Origin of the sequence: Halorientalis pallida (assembly GCF_004118325.1) — an archaeon.
GTDB lineage: Archaea > Halobacteriota > Halobacteria > Halobacteriales > Haloarculaceae > Halorientalis > Halorientalis pallida.
In genome coordinates, this window is record NZ_RDFA01000010.1 from 52821 (window position 1) to 69364 (window position 16544).

Sequence of the window (16544 nt, forward strand, 5' to 3'; positions counted from 1 at the left end):
ACCGTGGTGTGACTGTCACACGGGCGCTCGCCCGCGACACGGGGTGACCTGGCGGCCGGTAACAGAATCTCCTACCGGTTCGCCGTGTACTCCGCCGGCGGCCGACGTCCGTTCGAGCGACCGGCGCCGTGGCGTACGTCTGGGACCTGCCCCGCGGTGCCGGAGTCAGACACCACGTTGCGTCTGTTCCCCACGCAGGCGTCCCGACTCTCACTTTTCCGGCGGCGCGGGCGGATCAGTTCGCTCCGTCGGCGTCCGCCCCGACGCCGGTCTCGGGCACGACGCCCGTCAGGAGCTCGCTCTCGATGCGCCGGAGGTGCTGGCCGACGGCTCCGGCCGAACAGTCCAGATCGGCCGCGATGTCCTCGTAGGTCACCTTCCGTGGCACGTCGTAGTAGCCCTTCTCGACGGCGGTCTGTAACACCTCGCGCTGGCGTTCGGTGAGCGACCCGAACTCGCGGCTCGCCGCCGGTTCGTAACTGCTCACCTGTTCGATGGTCACGTCGATGGCCTCACGAGTCGCCGTGATCTGGTCCTGCAGTTCCGATTCGGGCCCCAGCAGCGAGATCCGCAGACTCGACGTGTCCGTGCGGACGAACTCCAGCGGGTACTCCAGATGGGTCGCGTGCGACCGGTGGAGATCGAAGAGACTCCTGATGGCGTCGCTCGGATAGTAGTGGACCTGGAGCCGTCGCGTCCCCTCGCCGCCGGCGATGTCGTAGCCGATCACCTTGTCGCCGGCCAGTGACATGCTCTCGTGGATGTCCCCGACGTCGGCCGATACCTCGTACAGCGCCACGAACGACTCGTCGGTGAGGATGCTGACGTCCTCGATGGTCCGCAGAATCACCCCGTGATCCCTGAATACCTCCTCCCCTGGATCGAAGTACCCCCGATGTGGCGTGATGACGTAGGAAGCGAACCGCATACGCGCCACTTTCGTGACCCGTCGAATAAATGTTCTGTCGTGCCAGTCGCGTTCACGGGAGCAGTCCGGCGACTCGTCCGCAGGACCCGGTCGTCTCGGCAGTGAAAACCCTTATCGGGAACCGTGGGCTACATCCGTCGTAGATCTATGACAGTCACGCTCAAGGACTTCTACGCGGACTGGTGCGGTCCGTGTAAGACCCAGGACCCCATCCTGGAGGAGCTGGAGACGGAGTGGGAAGACGTCGAGTTCGAGAAGGTAAACGTCGACGAGGAGCAGGACGTGGCAAACGAGTACCAGGTCCGATCCCTGCCCACGCTCATCGTCGAGAACGACGACGGAATCGTCGACCGGTTCGTGGGCGTCACACAGGCCGACGACATCGAGGACGCGCTCCAGAAGGCCGGCGCATAGCGCGTACCCGTCTTGTCCGGGTTCTCGTTCAGAGAACCTGTCGCTGACAGGTGCCACAGAGGTTCTCCTCTTTCACGTCGACTTCCCGAACGGTCGGTGAGAAGTTCATCACGCAGCGTTTGTTGTCGCAGTGTTCCAGCCCGAGCGTGTGGCCGATCTCGTGGACGACCTCCTTGCGCACCCGGTCCGAGAAGATGTCTTCCGCGGAGCGATTCGAGAAGCCGCCGTCCGAAGAGGTCTGGAGCCGATAGGTCGAGATGACGCTACCGTTCCCGTCGAGGTAGGCGAGCCCGAAGACGTAGTTGCGCCGCCGATAGAACAGGTCTTTCGGGGTGATGGCGATGTTTTTCTCCCCGGAGCCGACGTGGCTGGCGAGTTCGATGAACTCCTCTGCGCGGAACTGGTCCCGGTTTGCGTCGTAGGACCCGTCAGGCACCGGCTGGGCGTCGTGGACCGTAACCTCGCAGTCGTAGACGGTCCGCAATCCGGCGGAGGCTTCCCGCTTTACTGGGGCGGCCACCTCGCCGACCGGCACGATGTCGACGTGCATGCCAACGCATATGACCGGGCTGCCCATAAACATCCCGCCGTGTCCGACGCTCGTCACGCCGCTCTCGTCGACAGGTTGGCCACCCACGACACCCTCGTGGAAGTGGGAATCGGCAACCGTCCCGCCGTCGCGGCCGCCCTGGCCGACCGGGGCTGTACCGTGACCGCCACCGACGTCTACGACCGCGAGACGCCCGCGAGCGTCCACTTCGTCCGCGACGACGTGACCGACCCCGATCCCGCCGTCTACGCCGACGCCGACGCCGTCTACGCGCTGAACCTGCCGCCGGAACTCCACTGGCCGACCCGCGCCGTCGCCCGCGAGGCCGGCGCACCCCTCCTGTTCACTACGCTGGGCGGCGACCCGCCACTGGTGCCGGTCACTCGCGATCACCTCGCTGGGACCGGCGAGACGCTGTTCGTGACCGACGACGGCCGACCCGGATGATCGTGTGGTGTGATGGCACACGCCGCCCTTCGCGGCTCGACAGGTCAGAAGCGGTTTTCAAGTCAGCCCCTCTTGGAACTGGTATGCAGGTAGATGCGGTCGTGCTCGACGTCGACGGGGTGCTCGTCGACGTCGCCGATTCCTACCGCCGGGCTATCGTCGAGTCTATCGAACACATCTACGGGGACACGGTCGACCGGGCGGCCGTCCAGCAGTTCAAGGACGCCGGGGGCTTCAACAACGACTGGGAACTCACCTACGCGGCGGCGCTGTACGTGCTGGCCACCCAGTACGGGCTGGACCGTGATCTGGAGTCCTTCACCGACATGATCGCCGCGACCGGCGGCGGCCTCGACGCCGCCGAGACGGTCGTCGTCAACGCCGTCGGCCCGGCCGAGCGCGAGCGCATCTACGACGCCTGGGACACGGACCGCCTGCGTGACGTCTTCCAGCAACTGTACCTCGGGAGCGACCTGTACAGCGACCTCGAAGGCGGGGAGTCGGACCTCGACACGGCGGGGTTCATCAACGACGAACCGAAACTCGTCGACCCCGAAGCACTCGCCCGCCTCCGGCGCAGTTTCGACGTGGGCGTATTGACGGGCCGACCCGCCGCCGAGGCCGACATCGCGCTGGACCGCGTGGGCCTGGACGTGCCCGCCGACCACCGCTTCACGATGGACGACTGGGAGGAGGGGAAACCCCATCCGCGGGCGCTGACGACGCTGGCCGAGCGGTTCGGGGCCGACGCCGTCGCCTTCGCCGGCGACACCCTCGACGACGTTCGCACCGCCGTCAACGCCGCCGAAGCCGACCCCGACCGGACCTACTACGGCGTGGGCGTCCTCACTGGCGGGCTCACCGGCGAATCGGGCCGCGAGAAGTACGAGCGGGCCGGCGCGGAGCTCGTGATCGACTCGATCAACGACCTGCCCGGCCGGCTGGACGACTGACGCGGCAACGCCGGCCGCTCGCGCAACGCTTTTCGGGGTATCGCCGTACCTACGAGTATGCAAATCGCACTGCTGGGCGGCACTGGTGACATCGGTGAAGGACTGGCGCTTCGCTTCGCCTACGACACCGACCACGACGTGTTGATCGGCTCCCGTGACGCGAGCCGCGCCGAGACAAAGGCCCGGGAGTACGAGACCGAACTCGACAGCCGCGGCCTCACGGTCGACGTGGCGGGCCACGACAACGCCGACGCCGCGGCGGCCGCCGACGTGGTCGTCCTCGCAGTGCCGGCCTACCACCTCGCCGATACCGTCGAGGCCATCGCAGCCGACATCGACGCGGACACCGTCCTCGTCACCCCCGCCGTCGGGATGAAACGCGACGAGGACGGCTTCCACTACAACCGCCCCGGCGCGGGCAGTGTGACCGCCCTGGCCGCCGAGGCCGCCCCCGAGGACGTGCCCGTCGTCGGCGCGTACCACAACCTGTCGGCGGCCCGACTGGCCAACCTGGACGCCGATCTGGGTATCGACACGGCCATCGTCGGCGACGACGCCGACGCCGTGGACACCGTGACCCGGTTGAGCGAGGAGATCGAAGGCCTGCGCGCCGTCGACGCCGGCCCGCTGGCTAACGCCGCCGAGATCGAAGCGATCACGCCGCTCCTGATCAACGTCGCCAAGAACAACGACGGGATGCACGACCTGGGCGTGCGGTTCGAGTAACACGTCGTCTCACAGCGACAGCGTCGCCGGTTCGATCCCCCGCGCCTCCAGGTATCTGTCGATGTGGGGGTGGCGTTCACCGATCTCCTCGGGCTGGTGGGCGTCCGACCCGACCGTGATCGGGATGTCGTACTCTGCCAGCACGTCCAGAAACGCCGGGCTTGGGTGGAACTCCCCGTACTCCGCCAGCGCGCGGCCGGCGTTGAGTTCCGGGATCGTCGGCGAGTCGGCGAAGGCCTCGGCGACCCGTCGGTAGTGGCGCTCGGTCGCCAGCCCCCGGAGTGCCGGATTGCGCTCCACGAGGTCGACGTGGGCCGCCACGTCGAACAGTTCCGACTCGATCAGGGCCACGAGGTGATCGAAGTAGCGGTCGACGGCGGCCCGGCGGTCGCTCTCGGACTGCTCGGCGTAGTATGGCTCGACGTGGACGTTGACGCCGTCGAGGTAGTGGACGCTGCCGATGGTGTACTGGAACTCGGCCTCCCCGAGGAACGCGCGGATCGCGTCTTCCTCCTCGGGATGGTAGTCCATCTCGACGCCGTCGTAGATCTCGACCTCGGACTCTTCGCGGAGCCGCTGGATCGCCTCCCGGCGGCGCTCGTAGGTCTCGTCGAGGTTGAATCCCAGCTGGTGTTTCTGTTCTTTGATCTCTTCGCGGTTCGAGACGTTGCAGTGGTCGGCGATCCCCACGCCCGCGAGGCCGGCCTCTGTGGCCGCCCGAACCATCTGGAACAGGAAGCGTCCGTCCGAGTACGTCGAGTGGACGTGGTAATCCCGATCCATCTGACGTGTGTGCTACCGGCTCTCGCTCTATAACCCCCCGTTGCGTTTCAGCGTTCGATGTAGGCCGTATCCGTGCCGGTTGGGAACGTGACCGAACTGTCACGAGGCTGGTCCGTTTCCAACAGTTACTTTTCACGAGCCTCGGAAGGTGGGGCCGATGACCCCGCTCGAGATCAGTCTTCGAATCGTGGCAGGTATACTCTTGATCCTGATCAACGCGTATTTCGTCGCCATCGAGTTCGCCCTGACGCGGGTCCGGCAGTTCCCCGAATCCGAGTTCGACACGCCGGGGTTGCGACGGGCGTGGGACATGACGAACGATCTCGAGCTGTACCTGACGACCTGTCAGATCTGGATCTCCGGAACCAGCATCGCACTGGGTATCATCGCCGAGCCCGGCCTGGCCGCGATCCTGGAGCCACTCTTTCAGGACACGTTCCTCGCCTCGGTCGGCGCGGGATCGCTGATCGGTTTTTTCATCATCAACATGGTCCACCTGACCCACGGCGAACAGACGCCGACGTACCTCGGTGTCGAGCGGTCGAAACAGGTCGCTCGCTACGGCGCGAGACCGCTGTACTGGTTCGCCTGGCTCATCTCGCCGCTGATCAAGTTCGGCGACTGGGTCGCCAAAGCGACGCTCAAGCTGTTCGGCGTCGAGATGACCGGTGCCTGGCTCGAAACCGAAGAGGAGATCATCGAGTCCCGCGCTGACCTGCGCAACAAACTCGACTCCCTGCTCCAGCAGGGGGACCTCTCGGACGAACGCCGCGAGGAGATCCGCAACGCCCTCCGGGTCGGCGAGGAACCCATCAGCGAGGTCATGACGCCCGTCGAGGACGTGGTCTTTCTCTCGACGGCGGCGTCCATCGCGGAGAATCTGGATCGGATCGGATCCAGTCCCCACACCCGCTTCCCGCTGGTCGGCGACGAGCCCGAGGACTTTCTGGGCATCGTCTACGTGCCCTCCGTGATCGACCGGATCGACGACCTCCAGACCGGTGACATCACTTTCGAGGAGATCGCCGCCCCGCCGATGACGATGGCCCCCGAGACGATCATCAGCGACGCCGTCGACCAGTTCCAGGCCGAGAGCCAGGAACTCGCGCTGGTCCTCTCGGAGGGCGAGGTGGTCGGCCTGCTCACCGCGACCGACGCCCTCGAAGCCGTCATGGGCGACATCGAGGACCCGCTCGACGAGGACGCGGACCTCTCGGCTGAAAAACGACGGCTGGACTAGTCCAGTCGCTGCCCGTCCCGGGGACAGAACGCGTACTCGTCGGTGGTCGTCTGGAACCCACACTGTGGACACTCCCGGACGCGTTCGGCGTCGTCGTCCGCCCCGTCGTCGCGCAACAGGAACGGGACGAAGGGGAGAAACAGGAAGAACACGAACGTCTCGAAGTACCACCACAGCGCGACGCTGACGAGGGGGCTCACCGCGACGCCGACCGCCGCGGTCACCGTCCGCGACCCGACCATGCCCCGCCCTACGGGCGTCACAGGAAAAAACGAGTGGAGATCGAACGCACGGAGCCGGGACGGGCGTTCATTATGCGTGTCCCAGCCCGAATTCGTCCCAGTTTCTATGTGTGATCGGCCGACACGTACGCTCGATGACTCTCAGCGAACGCGTCTGGTCGGAGCTCCGGGGCCGGTACGGAGGGGCGCTCCGAACGGTGATCCGGTACCATCCGACGGATTTCGAAGCGCAGATGCGTGCGGATCTCCGGGCGCGGTACTCCGACGACGACATCCGATCGTTCGTCGACGAAGTTATCGTCAACTACCTGAACCTGCGCACGCAGCCGGGGGCCGCGGAACTGGGCGAGTTCCACGGTACAGTTCGCACCTTCGATGACGTGTGGGTGTTCTCCTGGCCCGACCGTCCCGACGAGAAGACGGACTTTTTGATCACGCTCGACCGCGACGACTCGGTCGGGATCGAGGCCGCCACGGAGATCGAGGCGTTCCTGACCGACGAGATCGCCCCGCAGTTGTGAGTCAGTCGGTGTAGTAGTACTCGCCGTCTTTTTTCTGCTGGCGGTCGAGTTGGCTACCGGGCTTGTTGACCCGCGGGCGGGAGGTCCGCTCGTCGCGGCGGAAGGTCACGTCGAGGTTGGCGAGGAACTCGTTCATGCCCTCGCGCATCCCTTTCGGTGCGGAGGCCCGGCCGTGTTCGGCGGGTTCGCCGTCGAAGACAAGCAGGCGGTCGGCCAGCAGGTCGATCATGTAGATGTCGTGGTCGATGACCAGCGCCGTGGCGTCGTGGATCTCGGTGTACCGGCGGATGGCGTCGGTCGCCAGCACGCGCTGTTCCACGTCCAGGTGGGCCGAGGGTTCGTCCAGCAGGTAGAGATCGGCGTCTTTCGAGAGGCAGGCCGCGATGGCGACCCGCTGGCGCTCCCCGCCCGAGAGGTCGGTGAGGTTCTGCTCCATCACCCGTTCGAGCTGGAGCGGCTCGGCGATCTCGGTCTGCCAGTAGGACGAGCCGAAGTCGTCGGTGATCGACCGGAGGAAGGCGTCGACCCGCATGTGCTGGTCGATCTCGATGTACTGGGGCTTGTAGGAGATGTCCAGTTTCGCGTCGACCTCGCCCGTGTCGGGTTCGAGGCGGCCGGCGAGCAACTGCGCGAACGTCGACTTCCCAATCCCGTTGGGACCCACGACGCCGAGCACCTCGCCCTCGTGGATCTGACCACCCTCGGCTTCGAGGCTGAACTCGCCGTCGCCGTAGGACTTGGTGAGTTCGGGGTACTCGGCGACGACCTGGCCGCTGGTCACGGTCCGGGGCGCGTGTTCCTCGAACTCGATGGCCTCCTGGCGGATGCGCATGTTCTCGTTCTCCAGATACCCCGAGAGGTACTCGTTGATCCCGTTGCGCACCGACTTCGGCGGCGTGATGATACCGAACGCGCCGGGACTCCCGTACGCGAGGTGGATGTTGTCCGCGAGCAGGTCGAGGATCGCGAGGTCGTGCTCGACGACCAGCATCGAGCGGTCCTCCTCCTCGGCGAGTTCCCGGACGATCCGGGCGGCGGTCACGCGCTGGCCGATGTCCAGATACGGCGTGATCTCGTCGAGGAAGTAGAAGTCGGCGTCGCGGGCGAGCGTGGCCGTCATGGCCACGCGCTGGAGTTCGCCCCCGGAGATGGAGTCGATGTCCTGGTCGAGGACGGCTTCGATGCCAAAGCGATTCACGAGGTCGTCCAAGGCCCCACGCTCGTCGGTCCGTTCGAGCAGGTCGCGGGTCTTCCCGTCGAACTGGTCGGGGATCTGGTCGACGTACTGGGGCTTGCGCGCGACGGTCACGTCGGCGTCCCGGAGGTCTTCGAGGTAGTCCTGGAGTTCGGTGCCCCGGTACTCGTCCATGATGGTGTCCCAGTCGGGCTCCTGGTTGAATTCGCCGAGGTTGGGTTGCATCTCGCCGGCGAGGATGTGGACGGCCGTGGTCTTCCCGATCCCGTTCGGGCCGAGGATGCCGGTGACCTGTCCCTCCTCGGGGGCGGGCAGCCCGTAGAGGGCGAAGGCGTTCTCGCCGTAGCGGTGGACGGGTTCCTCGTCGAGTTCTTGGGGCAGGTTGATGATCTCGATGGCGTCGAACGGGCACTTCTCGACGCAGATCCCACAGGACTCGCCGAGACAGATCTCCTCGCTGATGGAGATCTGATCGGGACCGCCCTCGTAGAGGTCGTCCTCCTCGTAGCGTTCGTCGCGGGTGACGATGCACTCTTTGCCCGTCCGGTTCGGCGGACAGAAGTTCGAACACTCGTAGTTACACCGGTCGGGCTGGCACCTGTCGAGGTCGACGACGGCGATGCTGTCTTCGGCCATGTTAGAAGGGGAGCGATGTGTTCGCGGTCAGTAGGACGGCCCAGGAGACGAACCAGAGCGAGAAGGTCATGAAGCCGACGTAGAGGTAATCTTTCGCCCCGAAGTCGTCGACGTCGATGCCCAGTAGCTTCAGGATCGGGAACTGGACGAGGATCGCCCCGAGGACGACCAGCAGCGCGGTGTCGTTGGTCGCGGCCGCGGCGGGTGCCATCCCGGCAGTCGCTGCCGAGGAGGCGACGGCCGCCCCGATCCCCGCGATCGAGGCCAGCGTCGTCACTTTCAGCCCGCGGACGTGGGCTGTCCGCCGTTCGGCCGTGTCCGTTGCCATACCAACGTGTCCGCCATCGGGCCCCAAAAACCGTTCGTTGTCGGGTCGGTCCGAGCGACCGGCCCCCGCCGTCGGCCGCGGTTCGTCACACACCGACACACGCCGAGCGGCCCGGACTGGGCTGGATTCGGACTGTTCCGTCAGTTCGTGCATCAATCTTTATGGACCAGGCGCGCCACCGTCTACGCGATGGCAGAATCCGATGGGGAGACTATCGCGGATCTTCCGCCGAGCGCGAAGCTCGTGTACAAGGTGCTGGAGTACAACGGGCCGCTCACCCAGAAGGGGATCGTCGAAGAGTCTATGTTGTCCGCACGTACTGTCCGGTACGCCCTGGAACGGCTCGAAGAGGTGGGGGCCGTCGACGAGGACGTCTACTTCGCCGACGCCCGGCAGAACCTCTACGAGATCGTCGACGACGTCGAGGAACAGCCCTCCGAAAGCACTGAATCGGCCGTCTCCGACTGACTCGCTCGTTGCAGTCTCCCGACGGAACGCCCGCCGCCTGTCTCTCGGTGGGTGTGCCGTCAGGTTCCCGCTTGCCCCGTGAGCCACTGGTACTGCGTCGCCGCCCGGGCCATGTAGTCGTAGTACGTCAGGTACAGCCCCGCGACGACGAACCCGACCACGCCCGCCGACGCCCCCAGTAACACGAACAGCCCGGCTACCACGAACCCGGCGATCAGCGCCCCGCGCGCCGATCGTTCGACGCCGTACCAGAGTACACCGAACGCACCGACGACGAGCGATCCCGGTCCGACACCGCCGAACAGCGCCCGCGTCGCGAGGGCCCCGAAGACGAACACCAGTCCCACCAGATCGTTGGTGGCTGCCGTCCCGGATATCCCCCGCGGCCGCCCCGCGGCCGCCCCGAGGACGACGATCGAGGCGACGAACAGCCCGACAGCGCGGTAGAACTTCGAGAACTTGCGCCGGTTCCGCTCCGACGCCGGGAGCGCGCGTCCGCTCTCGGCGGCGCCGTCACTCGCGGCCGCGCCGCCGCCACCCGGCTCTGCACTTCGGAGCCCTTCGACGAAATTCGCCGCCGTCCCCCCGAACAGGTGGAGGAGTCCGCCGGCGACGGTGCCGACCACCCCCCATGAACACCTAGATCGATCGGTCGGCCGTGAGTCCGATGGTGACCGGCACCGACAGGTCCGACGCCGACGTGTTGACGTACCCGATACCGCCGACGACCAGCGCGACGAACGACACGAGCGCGATCACGGACCCGAGTACCACGACTCCGTGGGAAATCTGCTGGAACACGTGTTTCCAGTCGTCCATGCTACCGCATACCAATCAACAGAACATACCGTCCGGGCGCGTTTCGACACACGCCATCGACCGCCCGATGCCGCCTCGTTGCAGGGCGCCTCCGCCCGATCTTTAGCCCTTCACGGGTTCGACACCCGGCTTCAGTCGGCGTTGGCTGTCGCCCGTTCGCCCTTCTCTTTGACCCGTTCCACGACGGCGTCGACGTCGGTCCGCTTCTCGCCGAGCGTCGCGCCGACCAGAGCACCGACCGCCGCCCCGGAACTCGCCGCGTTGCGGCTGAACAGTCCGCCGACGGCACCGCCGACGGCGCCGCCGATGGCTGCGTACCGGGCACGACCGAGTGCGCGTTTGATGCGTCCCATGCCTCTACAGAGGGCGAAGAGTCGGATAAAGATAGTGTGCGGTCGGGAGACAGGATCGGATGGTCACACCTGCAGGAAAAACAAAATCGAAGACCGCCGCCCACGCTGGACGGTCACGACCCGTGTGGCGACCGTCTCTACGACGGAATCACCGTGATCGTCTTCCCGCGGTCGATGGCCTGCTCCAGTTCCTCGGCGATGGCACTGCCGCGGGAGACCTGGATCTCCCCGCCGCGGGAAACCGTGGCGGTGAACAGGTACTTCCCGTCGGCCTGGACCTCGACGGTCTCGCCGGCGTGGCCCTCCATCGGGACGATCACGTGCCGGGACGTGACCTCGGGCGTGACGATCTGTCCGGGCTGCCCGCCGCCCCCGCCGCCACCGCCGCCACTGCCGGCACCGCCGGACGCGCCGCCGGGCTTCTCCGATAGCGTCCGCACGTCGATGTCGATGCCCAGCCGGTTCTCCACGTCGGAGATGCGGCCGCCGCCCTTCCCGATGACCTGTGAGATGTCGTCGTCCTCGACCCAGACGACGGCGGTGTTCGGGCCGTTGAGTTCGACCTCGACGTGGCCGTGGGCGATCGACCGGATCTCGCGTTCGACCTCCTGTTTGGCGATTCGGTCGACGCCCGAATCGCGGCCGCCACCGTCGCCGTCCTCGCCGATCGGGACGGTGACGACCTGCCGGTTGAACGTGTAGATCTCGTACTCGGGCTGGCCCGTCTCGAAGTCCCGGATCATGATGACCGGGCGCGCGAGGTCCTCCTCCATCAGTCCCTCGGGCACCTTGACCTCCGTGGTCACGTCGTAGACCTTCTCCACGCGGCCTTCTTCGATGTAGACGACGGTGTCGACGACCTGCGGGATCATCCCCAGCTCCACACGGCCGACCAGCCGCTGGAGCGAGTCGATGGCCCGGGTCGCGTGGACGACGCCGATCATCCCCACACCTGCGAGCCGCATGTCGGCGAAGACCTCGAAGTCGTCGGTCTTGCGGACCTCGTCGTAGATCGTGTAGTCGGGCCGGACCATCAGCAGCGAGTCGGCGGTCTTTGCCATCTGACCGCCCAGTTCCGTGTACTGGGTGATGTTCGGGCCGACCTGCAGGTCACGCGGCTTCTCCATGGTCTTGACGGCGAAGTCGGCATCGGCGAGGAACTCGGCGACCGCCTGGGCGAACGTGGACTTCCCGGCCCCGGGTGCACCGGAGATCAGGACGCCGCGCTGGTGGTCGGTGAGCCGGTCCCGGAGTTCGTCGGCGAACTCGTAGTCGTCCAGATCCGTCTTGACGATGGGTCGGACCGCCGTGATCTCGTGGCCGTCCGAGAACGGCGGGCTGGCGATGGCGATCCGCATGTCCCGGAACTGGACGATGGTCATGCCGGGTTCCGAGAGTTCGATGAACCCGTCCGGGCTGGCGCGGGCGCTGTTCTCGATCTCCTGGCTCCACTCTTTGAGCTGGGCCTCCGTCGAGGGCTCGTCGCGAATCTCCTCGTAGTGCATCTCGCCGAGTTCGCCCCGCTTGGCCATCGGCGGAACCCCCGTCTTCAGGTGGAGGCTCATGGTCGTCTCGTCGAGGAACTGCTCGATCGAGAGGTTCTCGACGGCGGTCTCCTCGACGATGGGCTCGACGTACTCGACGGCGATCCCTTTGGCCCCCGCGACTTCGCTCTGGACGATGTCCGAGGTGAACAGGGTCGCGTCGTACTCGGCGGCGGTCTCGCGGATGAGCGCGTCAATCTCGCCCTCTCCGGCGTCACGTTTCTCGACGGCGTCGGGGCGACGACCGACGTATTCGAGATCGATCTCGCCCTCGTCGGCCAGGTCCGCGAGCGCCTGGAGTTCGGTCAGTCCGTCCCAGCCGCTGTCGCGGCCCTCGTTGGCCTGTGACTCCAGTTCGCCGACGACCGCCTCCGGCACGTAAATCGTCGCGCCGGCGAACTCGCCGGCTTCGACGTGGTCGGACACGCGGCCGTCGATGACGACGCTGGTGTCCGGTACAACGTTCATACGCACAATAGGAGCCGGTCACCTCATAAGGGTCGTGATGCTGTCGGCGGTTGGGGCGGCCTAGATCTCTTCGATCTCGAAGTCGGCGGCGTAGTAGTCCAGCGCGAGGACCACGAACGCACCCACGAACGACAGACCCAGGAACGTGATCGCGACTTCCGGAGTGAAGCCCACCTCCGCCCGGACCGTCGCGACGGGAGCCCGGAGTGCGCCGACGACGAGGGCGACGAGGAAGGCGAGCGTCACCTCGCGGTTCCGGTTCAGTGCGTACCTGACCGCCCGGGAGATCGTGAACAGGCCGACCAGCCCGCCGGCGATGAAGGTGACCACGATCGTACCGAGGCCGGTGATCGCGTCCACCGAGCCGCCCGTGACAAGCCCGGCCAGCCCGTCGACGAACGTCGAGAGCGTCTCGGACAGCCGGGCGTGTTGCCCGAGGATGACGAGGATCAACGAGCCCGAGAGGCCGGGCAGGATCATCGCGCTCACGGCCACCGTTCCGGCGACGAAGACCAGCGGGAGACCGCCCCCGAACAGTTCCTCGGCCTGCCCGGACATCAGGAAGGCCAGCAGGAAGCCCGCGACGGCGGCGACGCCGGCCCCCACCGTTCGGATCGAGATGGCCCGCAGGAGCACGACCGCGGAGGCCGCGATCAGCCCGAAAAAGAAGCCGTAGAGGACCACCGGGGCGCTCTCGTTGAGAACCGTGACGATCCGGGTGACGATTACGACGGCGGTGAGGATGCCGGTCAGCAGGATGAGCAGGAACCAGCCGTCGACGTCGTCGAAGATGGCCTCGGCCCGACGGACCGAAATCCCTCCGCCGAGGGGCGTAAGCGCCTTCAGGAAGCCCAGCACCGCCCGCGGCGTGACGGCGGTGATGGCGGTGATGAGCCGTTCGTAGATCCCCACGATCAACGCGATGGTACCCCCCGAAACTCCCGGCACGGCGTCGGCACTCCCCATGAAGATTCCGATCAGGTACGTCGACGCCCACTCCCTGAGCGGCGGTACCGACTCCCCGAGGGTCGGTCGCTCGTCGGTCGCGTGGTCCGGCGATGACGGCATTCACTCGCAGTTCCACGAACAGCGTCTTGTCTCTTGGGAAACGGGTCGCGGGACGCGGCGCTTATGCTCCGGCCGCCCGCACCGACTGGCATGGACGCCATCGAGTTGACCCGGGACCTGGTGGCCATCCCGAGCCACGACTCCGAGGCCGCCGTGGGCGACTACATCGAGGACTGGCTCCGCGACCACACCGACGCCGAAGTCCGGCGGGACGACGCCGGAACCGACGAGGACCGAGGGGGGAACGTGTTCGCTCGCAAGGGGTCGGGCGAGGTGACGCTCGCGCTGGTCGGCCACCACGACGTGGTGCCGCCGGACGAATCACAGCTCACCGAGTCGGGCGAGTACGTGATCGAAGAACGCGACGGTCGCATCTACGGCCGCGGCACCGCCGATATGAAGGGGGCGCTCGCGGCGGCGATGGTGGCAGTCCGCGAGGCGGAGCCGGCCTGCGAACTCGTCTTCGCCTCCTTCGTCGGCGAGGAAGTCGGCGGCGTCGGTGCCCGTTACGCCATCGAGAACGGCTTCGCCCCCGACTACGCCGTCGTCACGGAGGGCTCGACCGGGTATTCGGGCCCCCAGACCACCGACGTGGCCGTCGCCCACAAGGGCCGGCGTGGGAGTACGATCACCGCCAGCGGCGAGGCCGCGCACGCCAGCGAGACCGAGGAGGGCGAGAACGCCATCTACCGCGCGACCGACGCCGTGGACATCGTCCGGGACCTCGAGTTCCCGTCGACCGACGTGCTGGGTCACTCGATGTGCGGTTCGGTCGCAGTCACCGAGATCGATGGTGGCTCGGCGATGAACGTGCTCCCCGAGCGCTGTGAACTCACCGTGGACGAGCGAACCGTCCCGGGCGAGCGCGCGCCGCTTTCGCGTGTCGAGGAGGTCACGGGCGTCGAGTGGACCGTCGACCAGGACCTGCCGCCGATGGCCTGCGGGGACGAAGCGTTCGCGGATGCCGTCCTCGATGCGGCCGACGGTGCCCAGGACGACACGCCCGAACACGTCGTCAAGCCCCACGCGACGGACGCGGGGTGGCTCTCCGAAGCGGGGACCGACTGCGTGATCTGTGGCATCGCCGAACCCGGCGAGGCCCACACCGCGACGGAGAGCGCGTCGCTCGCGGTGATCGAGTGCTGTGAGCGAGTCTACCGGACTCTCGCAGCATCGTTCGCGGGCTAGAACAGGTCGCTCGGATCGGCGTCGGTCTGGTCTTTCCGGTCGACCGCGAGGGCTTCCAGCGCCGCCCCGAGATCGGCCTCGTCGGGCAGGGCGTGGATCTCGCACGTGAACTCCACGTCGTCGGTCTGGAGCGTCGACTCGATGGTGAAGGCGTGGGTCTGGAACGGCCCGAGTTGCTCGGTGATGATCTCGACGAAGGCCATGTTCATGTCGCCGACGTACTCGGGTGGGGTGTGTTCGACACCCGTTTCGAGGACGTTGGCCCAGCCGTCGATGAAGCCGCTGGTCATGATGTTCCCCAACTCTTCGATGGCGCTCTCGTGCATCCCGGTGAGGCCGTCCTCGGTGGGATCGACGGGCATCATCTCCTCGGCGATGTTCTCCGCCGACTCCTCGTCGAAGAGGATGACCAGCGAGCCGCTGGGGGTCCCCTCGAACTCGACGGTCGTGCCGACGTAGTCGCCGTCCTCCAGCTGGGCGGCGATGTCGTCGATGGGGGTGAACGTGATCCCGGCGATCTCCGTGCTGGTCTCGATGCCGGTCATCTGGGTCACGCGCTCGGCCGCCGCCTCGGTGCCTTCCTTGGTCAGGTCACTGAATACGGACAGCTTCTCCAGCGGGATCTCGTCGGCCCCCTCGGCCCCGTCGTCGAAGCCGAAGAGATCGTCGTCGTCACCGGGGTCGAAGGCGTCGGGATCGCCACTCGTCGTGTCGTCGGATCCGAAGCCGCCGGCGTCGTCGCTCGCGCCGAACGCGCCCTCGGCGCTCCCGCCGAAGGGGTCGTCCGCGGCTGCGTCGGCGTCCTCGCGCTCGCCGTCGGTCGTTCCGTCCGTAGTCGCCGGGTCGGCCGGCGACGCGGCTGTGGCGTCCGATCCAGTCGAGCCGTCGTCCCCATCGGAACCGATCAGTTCGTCGAGTTCCGTGTCGGCCTCCGCGTCCTCGATCGCGTCGCGCTCGGCTTCGGAGAACACGGGATCGAGCGCCGAGCGGTCGGGTGCGAGGTAGATATCGATGCGTCCCTCGCCGGTGCGCCAGGTGATCGAACTCTGGAACACGAGTGTGCTATCGGTCTCCGGGCCGGTGGGGTCGAGCTTGAGCGCGTCGGCGTCCGGGTCGTCGAGATACGTCGGCGCGGTCATCGAGAGTCCGGCACCGAGGTGGTCGCCCCAGTCGGTCGTGAACGACCCCATCATGATGTTGGCCATCTCTTTCAGCCCCGCGGAGGCCAACGCCTCGCCGGCCTCGCCGGGGACCAGCGCCTCGACGACGGCCTCCGTCGCCGGCTGGTCGAACAGCAGGAGTGCGGTCCCGGACAGTTTCCCCTCGATGTCGAATCGCACCACCTCGTAGCCACCGCTGTCGATCCGCTCGATCACGTCCTCGTGGTTCACCAGCAGAATCTTCGTCGTCCCGATGGTGGTACTGGCGGCCGTCATGTCGGCGAGCGCACCGTTGGCTCGCTCCGTGCCGTCACGGGTGAGCAGATTCAGTTCCTCCAGCGCGTCGATATCGATTTTCATCGTTCAGTCCCCAACCGGCCGGGTCCCGCCGACACTGCTATCGACCGGGCATGTCTTCCTATCTCACGAATCGCATTGAATAGCTGTTACGCCGCGATTATCAACTCTGGAACTGGTATGGGGGTGACTGCCGGGGTACCAACCCTTTTGCCG

Annotated in this window: 20 protein-coding genes; 8 read left to right on the forward strand and 12 right to left on the reverse strand. The window is 66.7% G+C overall.

The features are described from left to right. Positions 1–235 precede the first annotated feature (235 nt). A complete protein-coding gene (locus EAF64_RS19815) occupies positions 236–928 on the reverse strand; it encodes a helix-turn-helix domain-containing protein (protein ID WP_129070715.1) in 693 nt (230 codons plus the stop codon). A gap of 147 nt (positions 929–1075) precedes the next feature. Between EAF64_RS19815 and EAF64_RS19820 the strand changes: the two genes are divergently transcribed. Further along, complete coding sequence (locus tag EAF64_RS19820) at positions 1076–1342, forward strand: thioredoxin domain-containing protein (RefSeq protein WP_129070716.1); 267 nt, start codon at positions 1076–1078, stop codon at positions 1340–1342. 28 nt (positions 1343–1370) lie between these two features. Here EAF64_RS19820 and EAF64_RS19825 read toward each other — a convergent pair whose 3' ends face one another. Continuing rightward, positions 1371–1892, reverse strand: coding sequence for an archaemetzincin family Zn-dependent metalloprotease (locus EAF64_RS19825; protein WP_092659514.1), 522 nt, complete (start codon positions 1890–1892; stop codon positions 1371–1373). Between the two features lie 39 nt (positions 1893–1931). Here EAF64_RS19825 and EAF64_RS19830 point away from each other — a divergent pair, with 39 nt between their 5' ends. The 3 genes from EAF64_RS19830 to npdG all read left to right on the forward strand — a co-directional run bounded on the left by EAF64_RS19830 (position 1932) and on the right by npdG (position 4018). Then, positions 1932–2339, forward strand: a complete 408-nt coding sequence (locus EAF64_RS19830) for a UPF0146 family protein (RefSeq protein ID WP_129070717.1) — start codon at positions 1932–1934, stop codon at positions 2337–2339. 83 nt (positions 2340–2422) lie between these two features. Then, a complete protein-coding gene (locus EAF64_RS19835; protein WP_129070718.1) occupies positions 2423–3292 on the forward strand; it encodes a TIGR01548 family HAD-type hydrolase in 870 nt (289 codons plus the stop codon). 57 nt (positions 3293–3349) lie between these two features. Further along, on the forward strand, positions 3350–4018 hold the full coding sequence (gene npdG / locus EAF64_RS19840) for an NADPH-dependent F420 reductase (RefSeq protein WP_129070719.1): 669 nt from the start codon (positions 3350–3352) through the stop codon (positions 4016–4018). 9 nt (positions 4019–4027) lie between these two features. Here npdG and EAF64_RS19845 read toward each other — a convergent pair whose 3' ends face one another. After that, complete coding sequence (locus EAF64_RS19845; RefSeq protein ID WP_129070720.1) at positions 4028–4801, reverse strand: histidinol-phosphatase HisJ family protein; 774 nt, start codon at positions 4799–4801, stop codon at positions 4028–4030. Between the two features lie 157 nt (positions 4802–4958). On the opposite strand from EAF64_RS19845, the gene EAF64_RS19850 reads away from it, so the two are divergent. Further along, positions 4959–6041 carry a hemolysin family protein gene (locus EAF64_RS19850; protein WP_129070721.1) on the forward strand — a complete coding sequence of 361 codons (1083 nt, stop codon included), beginning with the start codon at positions 4959–4961 and terminating at the stop codon, positions 6039–6041. Here the strand turns inward: EAF64_RS19850 and EAF64_RS19855 are convergent. Then, a complete protein-coding gene (locus EAF64_RS19855; protein WP_129070722.1) occupies positions 6038–6283 on the reverse strand; it encodes a hypothetical protein in 246 nt (81 codons plus the stop codon). The genes EAF64_RS19850 and EAF64_RS19855 overlap by 4 nt on opposite strands. Before the next feature lie 134 nt (positions 6284–6417). Between EAF64_RS19855 and EAF64_RS19860 the strand changes: the two genes are divergently transcribed. Then, on the forward strand, positions 6418–6804 hold the full coding sequence (locus EAF64_RS19860; RefSeq protein ID WP_129070723.1) for a DUF7522 family protein: 387 nt from the start codon (positions 6418–6420) through the stop codon (positions 6802–6804). A gap of 1 nt (position 6805) precedes the next feature. Here the strand turns inward: EAF64_RS19860 and EAF64_RS19865 are convergent, their stop codons facing one another. Together EAF64_RS19865 and EAF64_RS19870 are read right to left on the reverse strand one after the other, a co-directional pair. Next, positions 6806–8635, reverse strand: a complete 1830-nt coding sequence (locus tag EAF64_RS19865) for a ribosome biogenesis/translation initiation ATPase RLI (RefSeq protein WP_129070724.1) — start codon at positions 8633–8635, stop codon at positions 6806–6808. A gap of 1 nt (position 8636) precedes the next feature. Further along, the gene (locus EAF64_RS19870) at positions 8637–8963 is read right to left on the reverse strand and encodes an EMC6-like membrane protein (RefSeq protein WP_129070725.1); all 327 of its coding nucleotides are present in this window, start codon (positions 8961–8963) and stop codon (positions 8637–8639) included. Positions 8964–9152: 189 nt separating this feature from the next. Here EAF64_RS19870 and EAF64_RS19875 point away from each other — a divergent pair, with 189 nt between their 5' ends. Next, positions 9153–9431, forward strand: coding sequence for a MarR family transcriptional regulator (locus tag EAF64_RS19875; RefSeq protein ID WP_129070726.1), 279 nt, complete (start codon positions 9153–9155; stop codon positions 9429–9431). Positions 9432–9490: 59 nt separating this feature from the next. Here the strand turns inward: EAF64_RS19875 and EAF64_RS19880 are convergent, their stop codons facing one another. From EAF64_RS19880 to EAF64_RS19900, 5 genes are all read right to left on the reverse strand, one after another. After that, positions 9491–10057, reverse strand: coding sequence for a hypothetical protein (locus EAF64_RS19880; protein ID WP_129070727.1), 567 nt, complete (start codon positions 10055–10057; stop codon positions 9491–9493). Positions 10058–10070: 13 nt separating this feature from the next. Then, complete coding sequence (locus EAF64_RS19885; RefSeq protein WP_129070728.1) at positions 10071–10250, reverse strand: hypothetical protein; 180 nt, start codon at positions 10248–10250, stop codon at positions 10071–10073. 131 nt (positions 10251–10381) lie between these two features. Further along, the gene (locus tag EAF64_RS19890) at positions 10382–10603 is read right to left on the reverse strand and encodes a glycine zipper 2TM domain-containing protein (RefSeq protein WP_129070729.1); all 222 of its coding nucleotides are present in this window, start codon (positions 10601–10603) and stop codon (positions 10382–10384) included. 137 nt (positions 10604–10740) lie between these two features. Beyond that, a complete protein-coding gene (locus EAF64_RS19895) occupies positions 10741–12615 on the reverse strand; it encodes a PINc/VapC family ATPase (RefSeq protein ID WP_129070730.1) in 1875 nt (624 codons plus the stop codon). A 60-nt stretch (positions 12616–12675) separates the two neighbouring features. Then, positions 12676–13683 (reverse strand): DUF368 domain-containing protein, encoded by a 1008-nt coding sequence (locus EAF64_RS19900; RefSeq protein ID WP_129070731.1) that lies wholly within the window; start codon positions 13681–13683, stop codon positions 12676–12678. 90 nt (positions 13684–13773) lie between these two features. Here EAF64_RS19900 and EAF64_RS19905 point away from each other — a divergent pair, with 90 nt between their 5' ends. Further along, a complete protein-coding gene (locus tag EAF64_RS19905; protein WP_129070732.1) occupies positions 13774–14871 on the forward strand; it encodes a M20 family metallopeptidase in 1098 nt (365 codons plus the stop codon). Here the strand turns inward: EAF64_RS19905 and EAF64_RS19910 are convergent. Beyond that, positions 14868–16391 (reverse strand): chemotaxis protein CheC, encoded by a 1524-nt coding sequence (locus EAF64_RS19910; protein ID WP_129070733.1) that lies wholly within the window; start codon positions 16389–16391, stop codon positions 14868–14870. The genes EAF64_RS19905 and EAF64_RS19910 overlap by 4 nt on opposite strands. Positions 16392–16544: the final 153 nt, after the last annotated feature.

What these genes read in the sequence shown, in the direction of transcription:
- EAF64_RS19890 (WP_129070729.1), bottom strand. Translation starts at nt 10,603, where the DNA reads ATGGGACGCATCAAACGCGCACTCGGTCGTGCCCGGTACGCAGCCATC.
- EAF64_RS19885 (WP_129070728.1), bottom strand. Translation starts at nt 10,250, where the DNA reads ATGGACGACTGGAAACACGTGTTCCAGCAGATTTCCCACGGAGTCGTG.
- EAF64_RS19835 (WP_129070718.1), top strand. Translation starts at nt 2,423, where the DNA reads ATGCAGGTAGATGCGGTCGTGCTCGACGTCGACGGGGTGCTCGTCGAC.
- EAF64_RS19845 (WP_129070720.1), bottom strand. Translation starts at nt 4,801, where the DNA reads ATGGATCGGGATTACCACGTCCACTCGACGTACTCGGACGGACGCTTC.
- EAF64_RS19855 (WP_129070722.1), bottom strand. Translation starts at nt 6,283, where the DNA reads ATGGTCGGGTCGCGGACGGTGACCGCGGCGGTCGGCGTCGCGGTGAGC.
- EAF64_RS19815 (WP_129070715.1), bottom strand. Translation starts at nt 928, where the DNA reads ATGCGGTTCGCTTCCTACGTCATCACGCCACATCGGGGGTACTTCGAT.
- EAF64_RS19895 (WP_129070730.1), bottom strand. Translation starts at nt 12,615, where the DNA reads ATGAACGTTGTACCGGACACCAGCGTCGTCATCGACGGCCGCGTGTCC.
- EAF64_RS19850 (WP_129070721.1), top strand. Translation starts at nt 4,959, where the DNA reads ATGACCCCGCTCGAGATCAGTCTTCGAATCGTGGCAGGTATACTCTTG.
- EAF64_RS19825 (WP_092659514.1), bottom strand. Translation starts at nt 1,892, where the DNA reads ATGCACGTCGACATCGTGCCGGTCGGCGAGGTGGCCGCCCCAGTAAAG.
- EAF64_RS19820 (WP_129070716.1), top strand. Translation starts at nt 1,076, where the DNA reads ATGACAGTCACGCTCAAGGACTTCTACGCGGACTGGTGCGGTCCGTGT.
- EAF64_RS19875 (WP_129070726.1), top strand. Translation starts at nt 9,153, where the DNA reads ATGGCAGAATCCGATGGGGAGACTATCGCGGATCTTCCGCCGAGCGCG.
- npdG (WP_129070719.1), top strand. Translation starts at nt 3,350, where the DNA reads ATGCAAATCGCACTGCTGGGCGGCACTGGTGACATCGGTGAAGGACTG.
- EAF64_RS19865 (WP_129070724.1), bottom strand. Translation starts at nt 8,635, where the DNA reads ATGGCCGAAGACAGCATCGCCGTCGTCGACCTCGACAGGTGCCAGCCC.
- EAF64_RS19910 (WP_129070733.1), bottom strand. Translation starts at nt 16,391, where the DNA reads ATGAAAATCGATATCGACGCGCTGGAGGAACTGAATCTGCTCACCCGT.
- EAF64_RS19900 (WP_129070731.1), bottom strand. Translation starts at nt 13,683, where the DNA reads ATGCCGTCATCGCCGGACCACGCGACCGACGAGCGACCGACCCTCGGG.
- EAF64_RS19860 (WP_129070723.1), top strand. Translation starts at nt 6,418, where the DNA reads ATGACTCTCAGCGAACGCGTCTGGTCGGAGCTCCGGGGCCGGTACGGA.
- EAF64_RS19870 (WP_129070725.1), bottom strand. Translation starts at nt 8,963, where the DNA reads ATGGCAACGGACACGGCCGAACGGCGGACAGCCCACGTCCGCGGGCTG.
- EAF64_RS19905 (WP_129070732.1), top strand. Translation starts at nt 13,774, where the DNA reads ATGGACGCCATCGAGTTGACCCGGGACCTGGTGGCCATCCCGAGCCAC.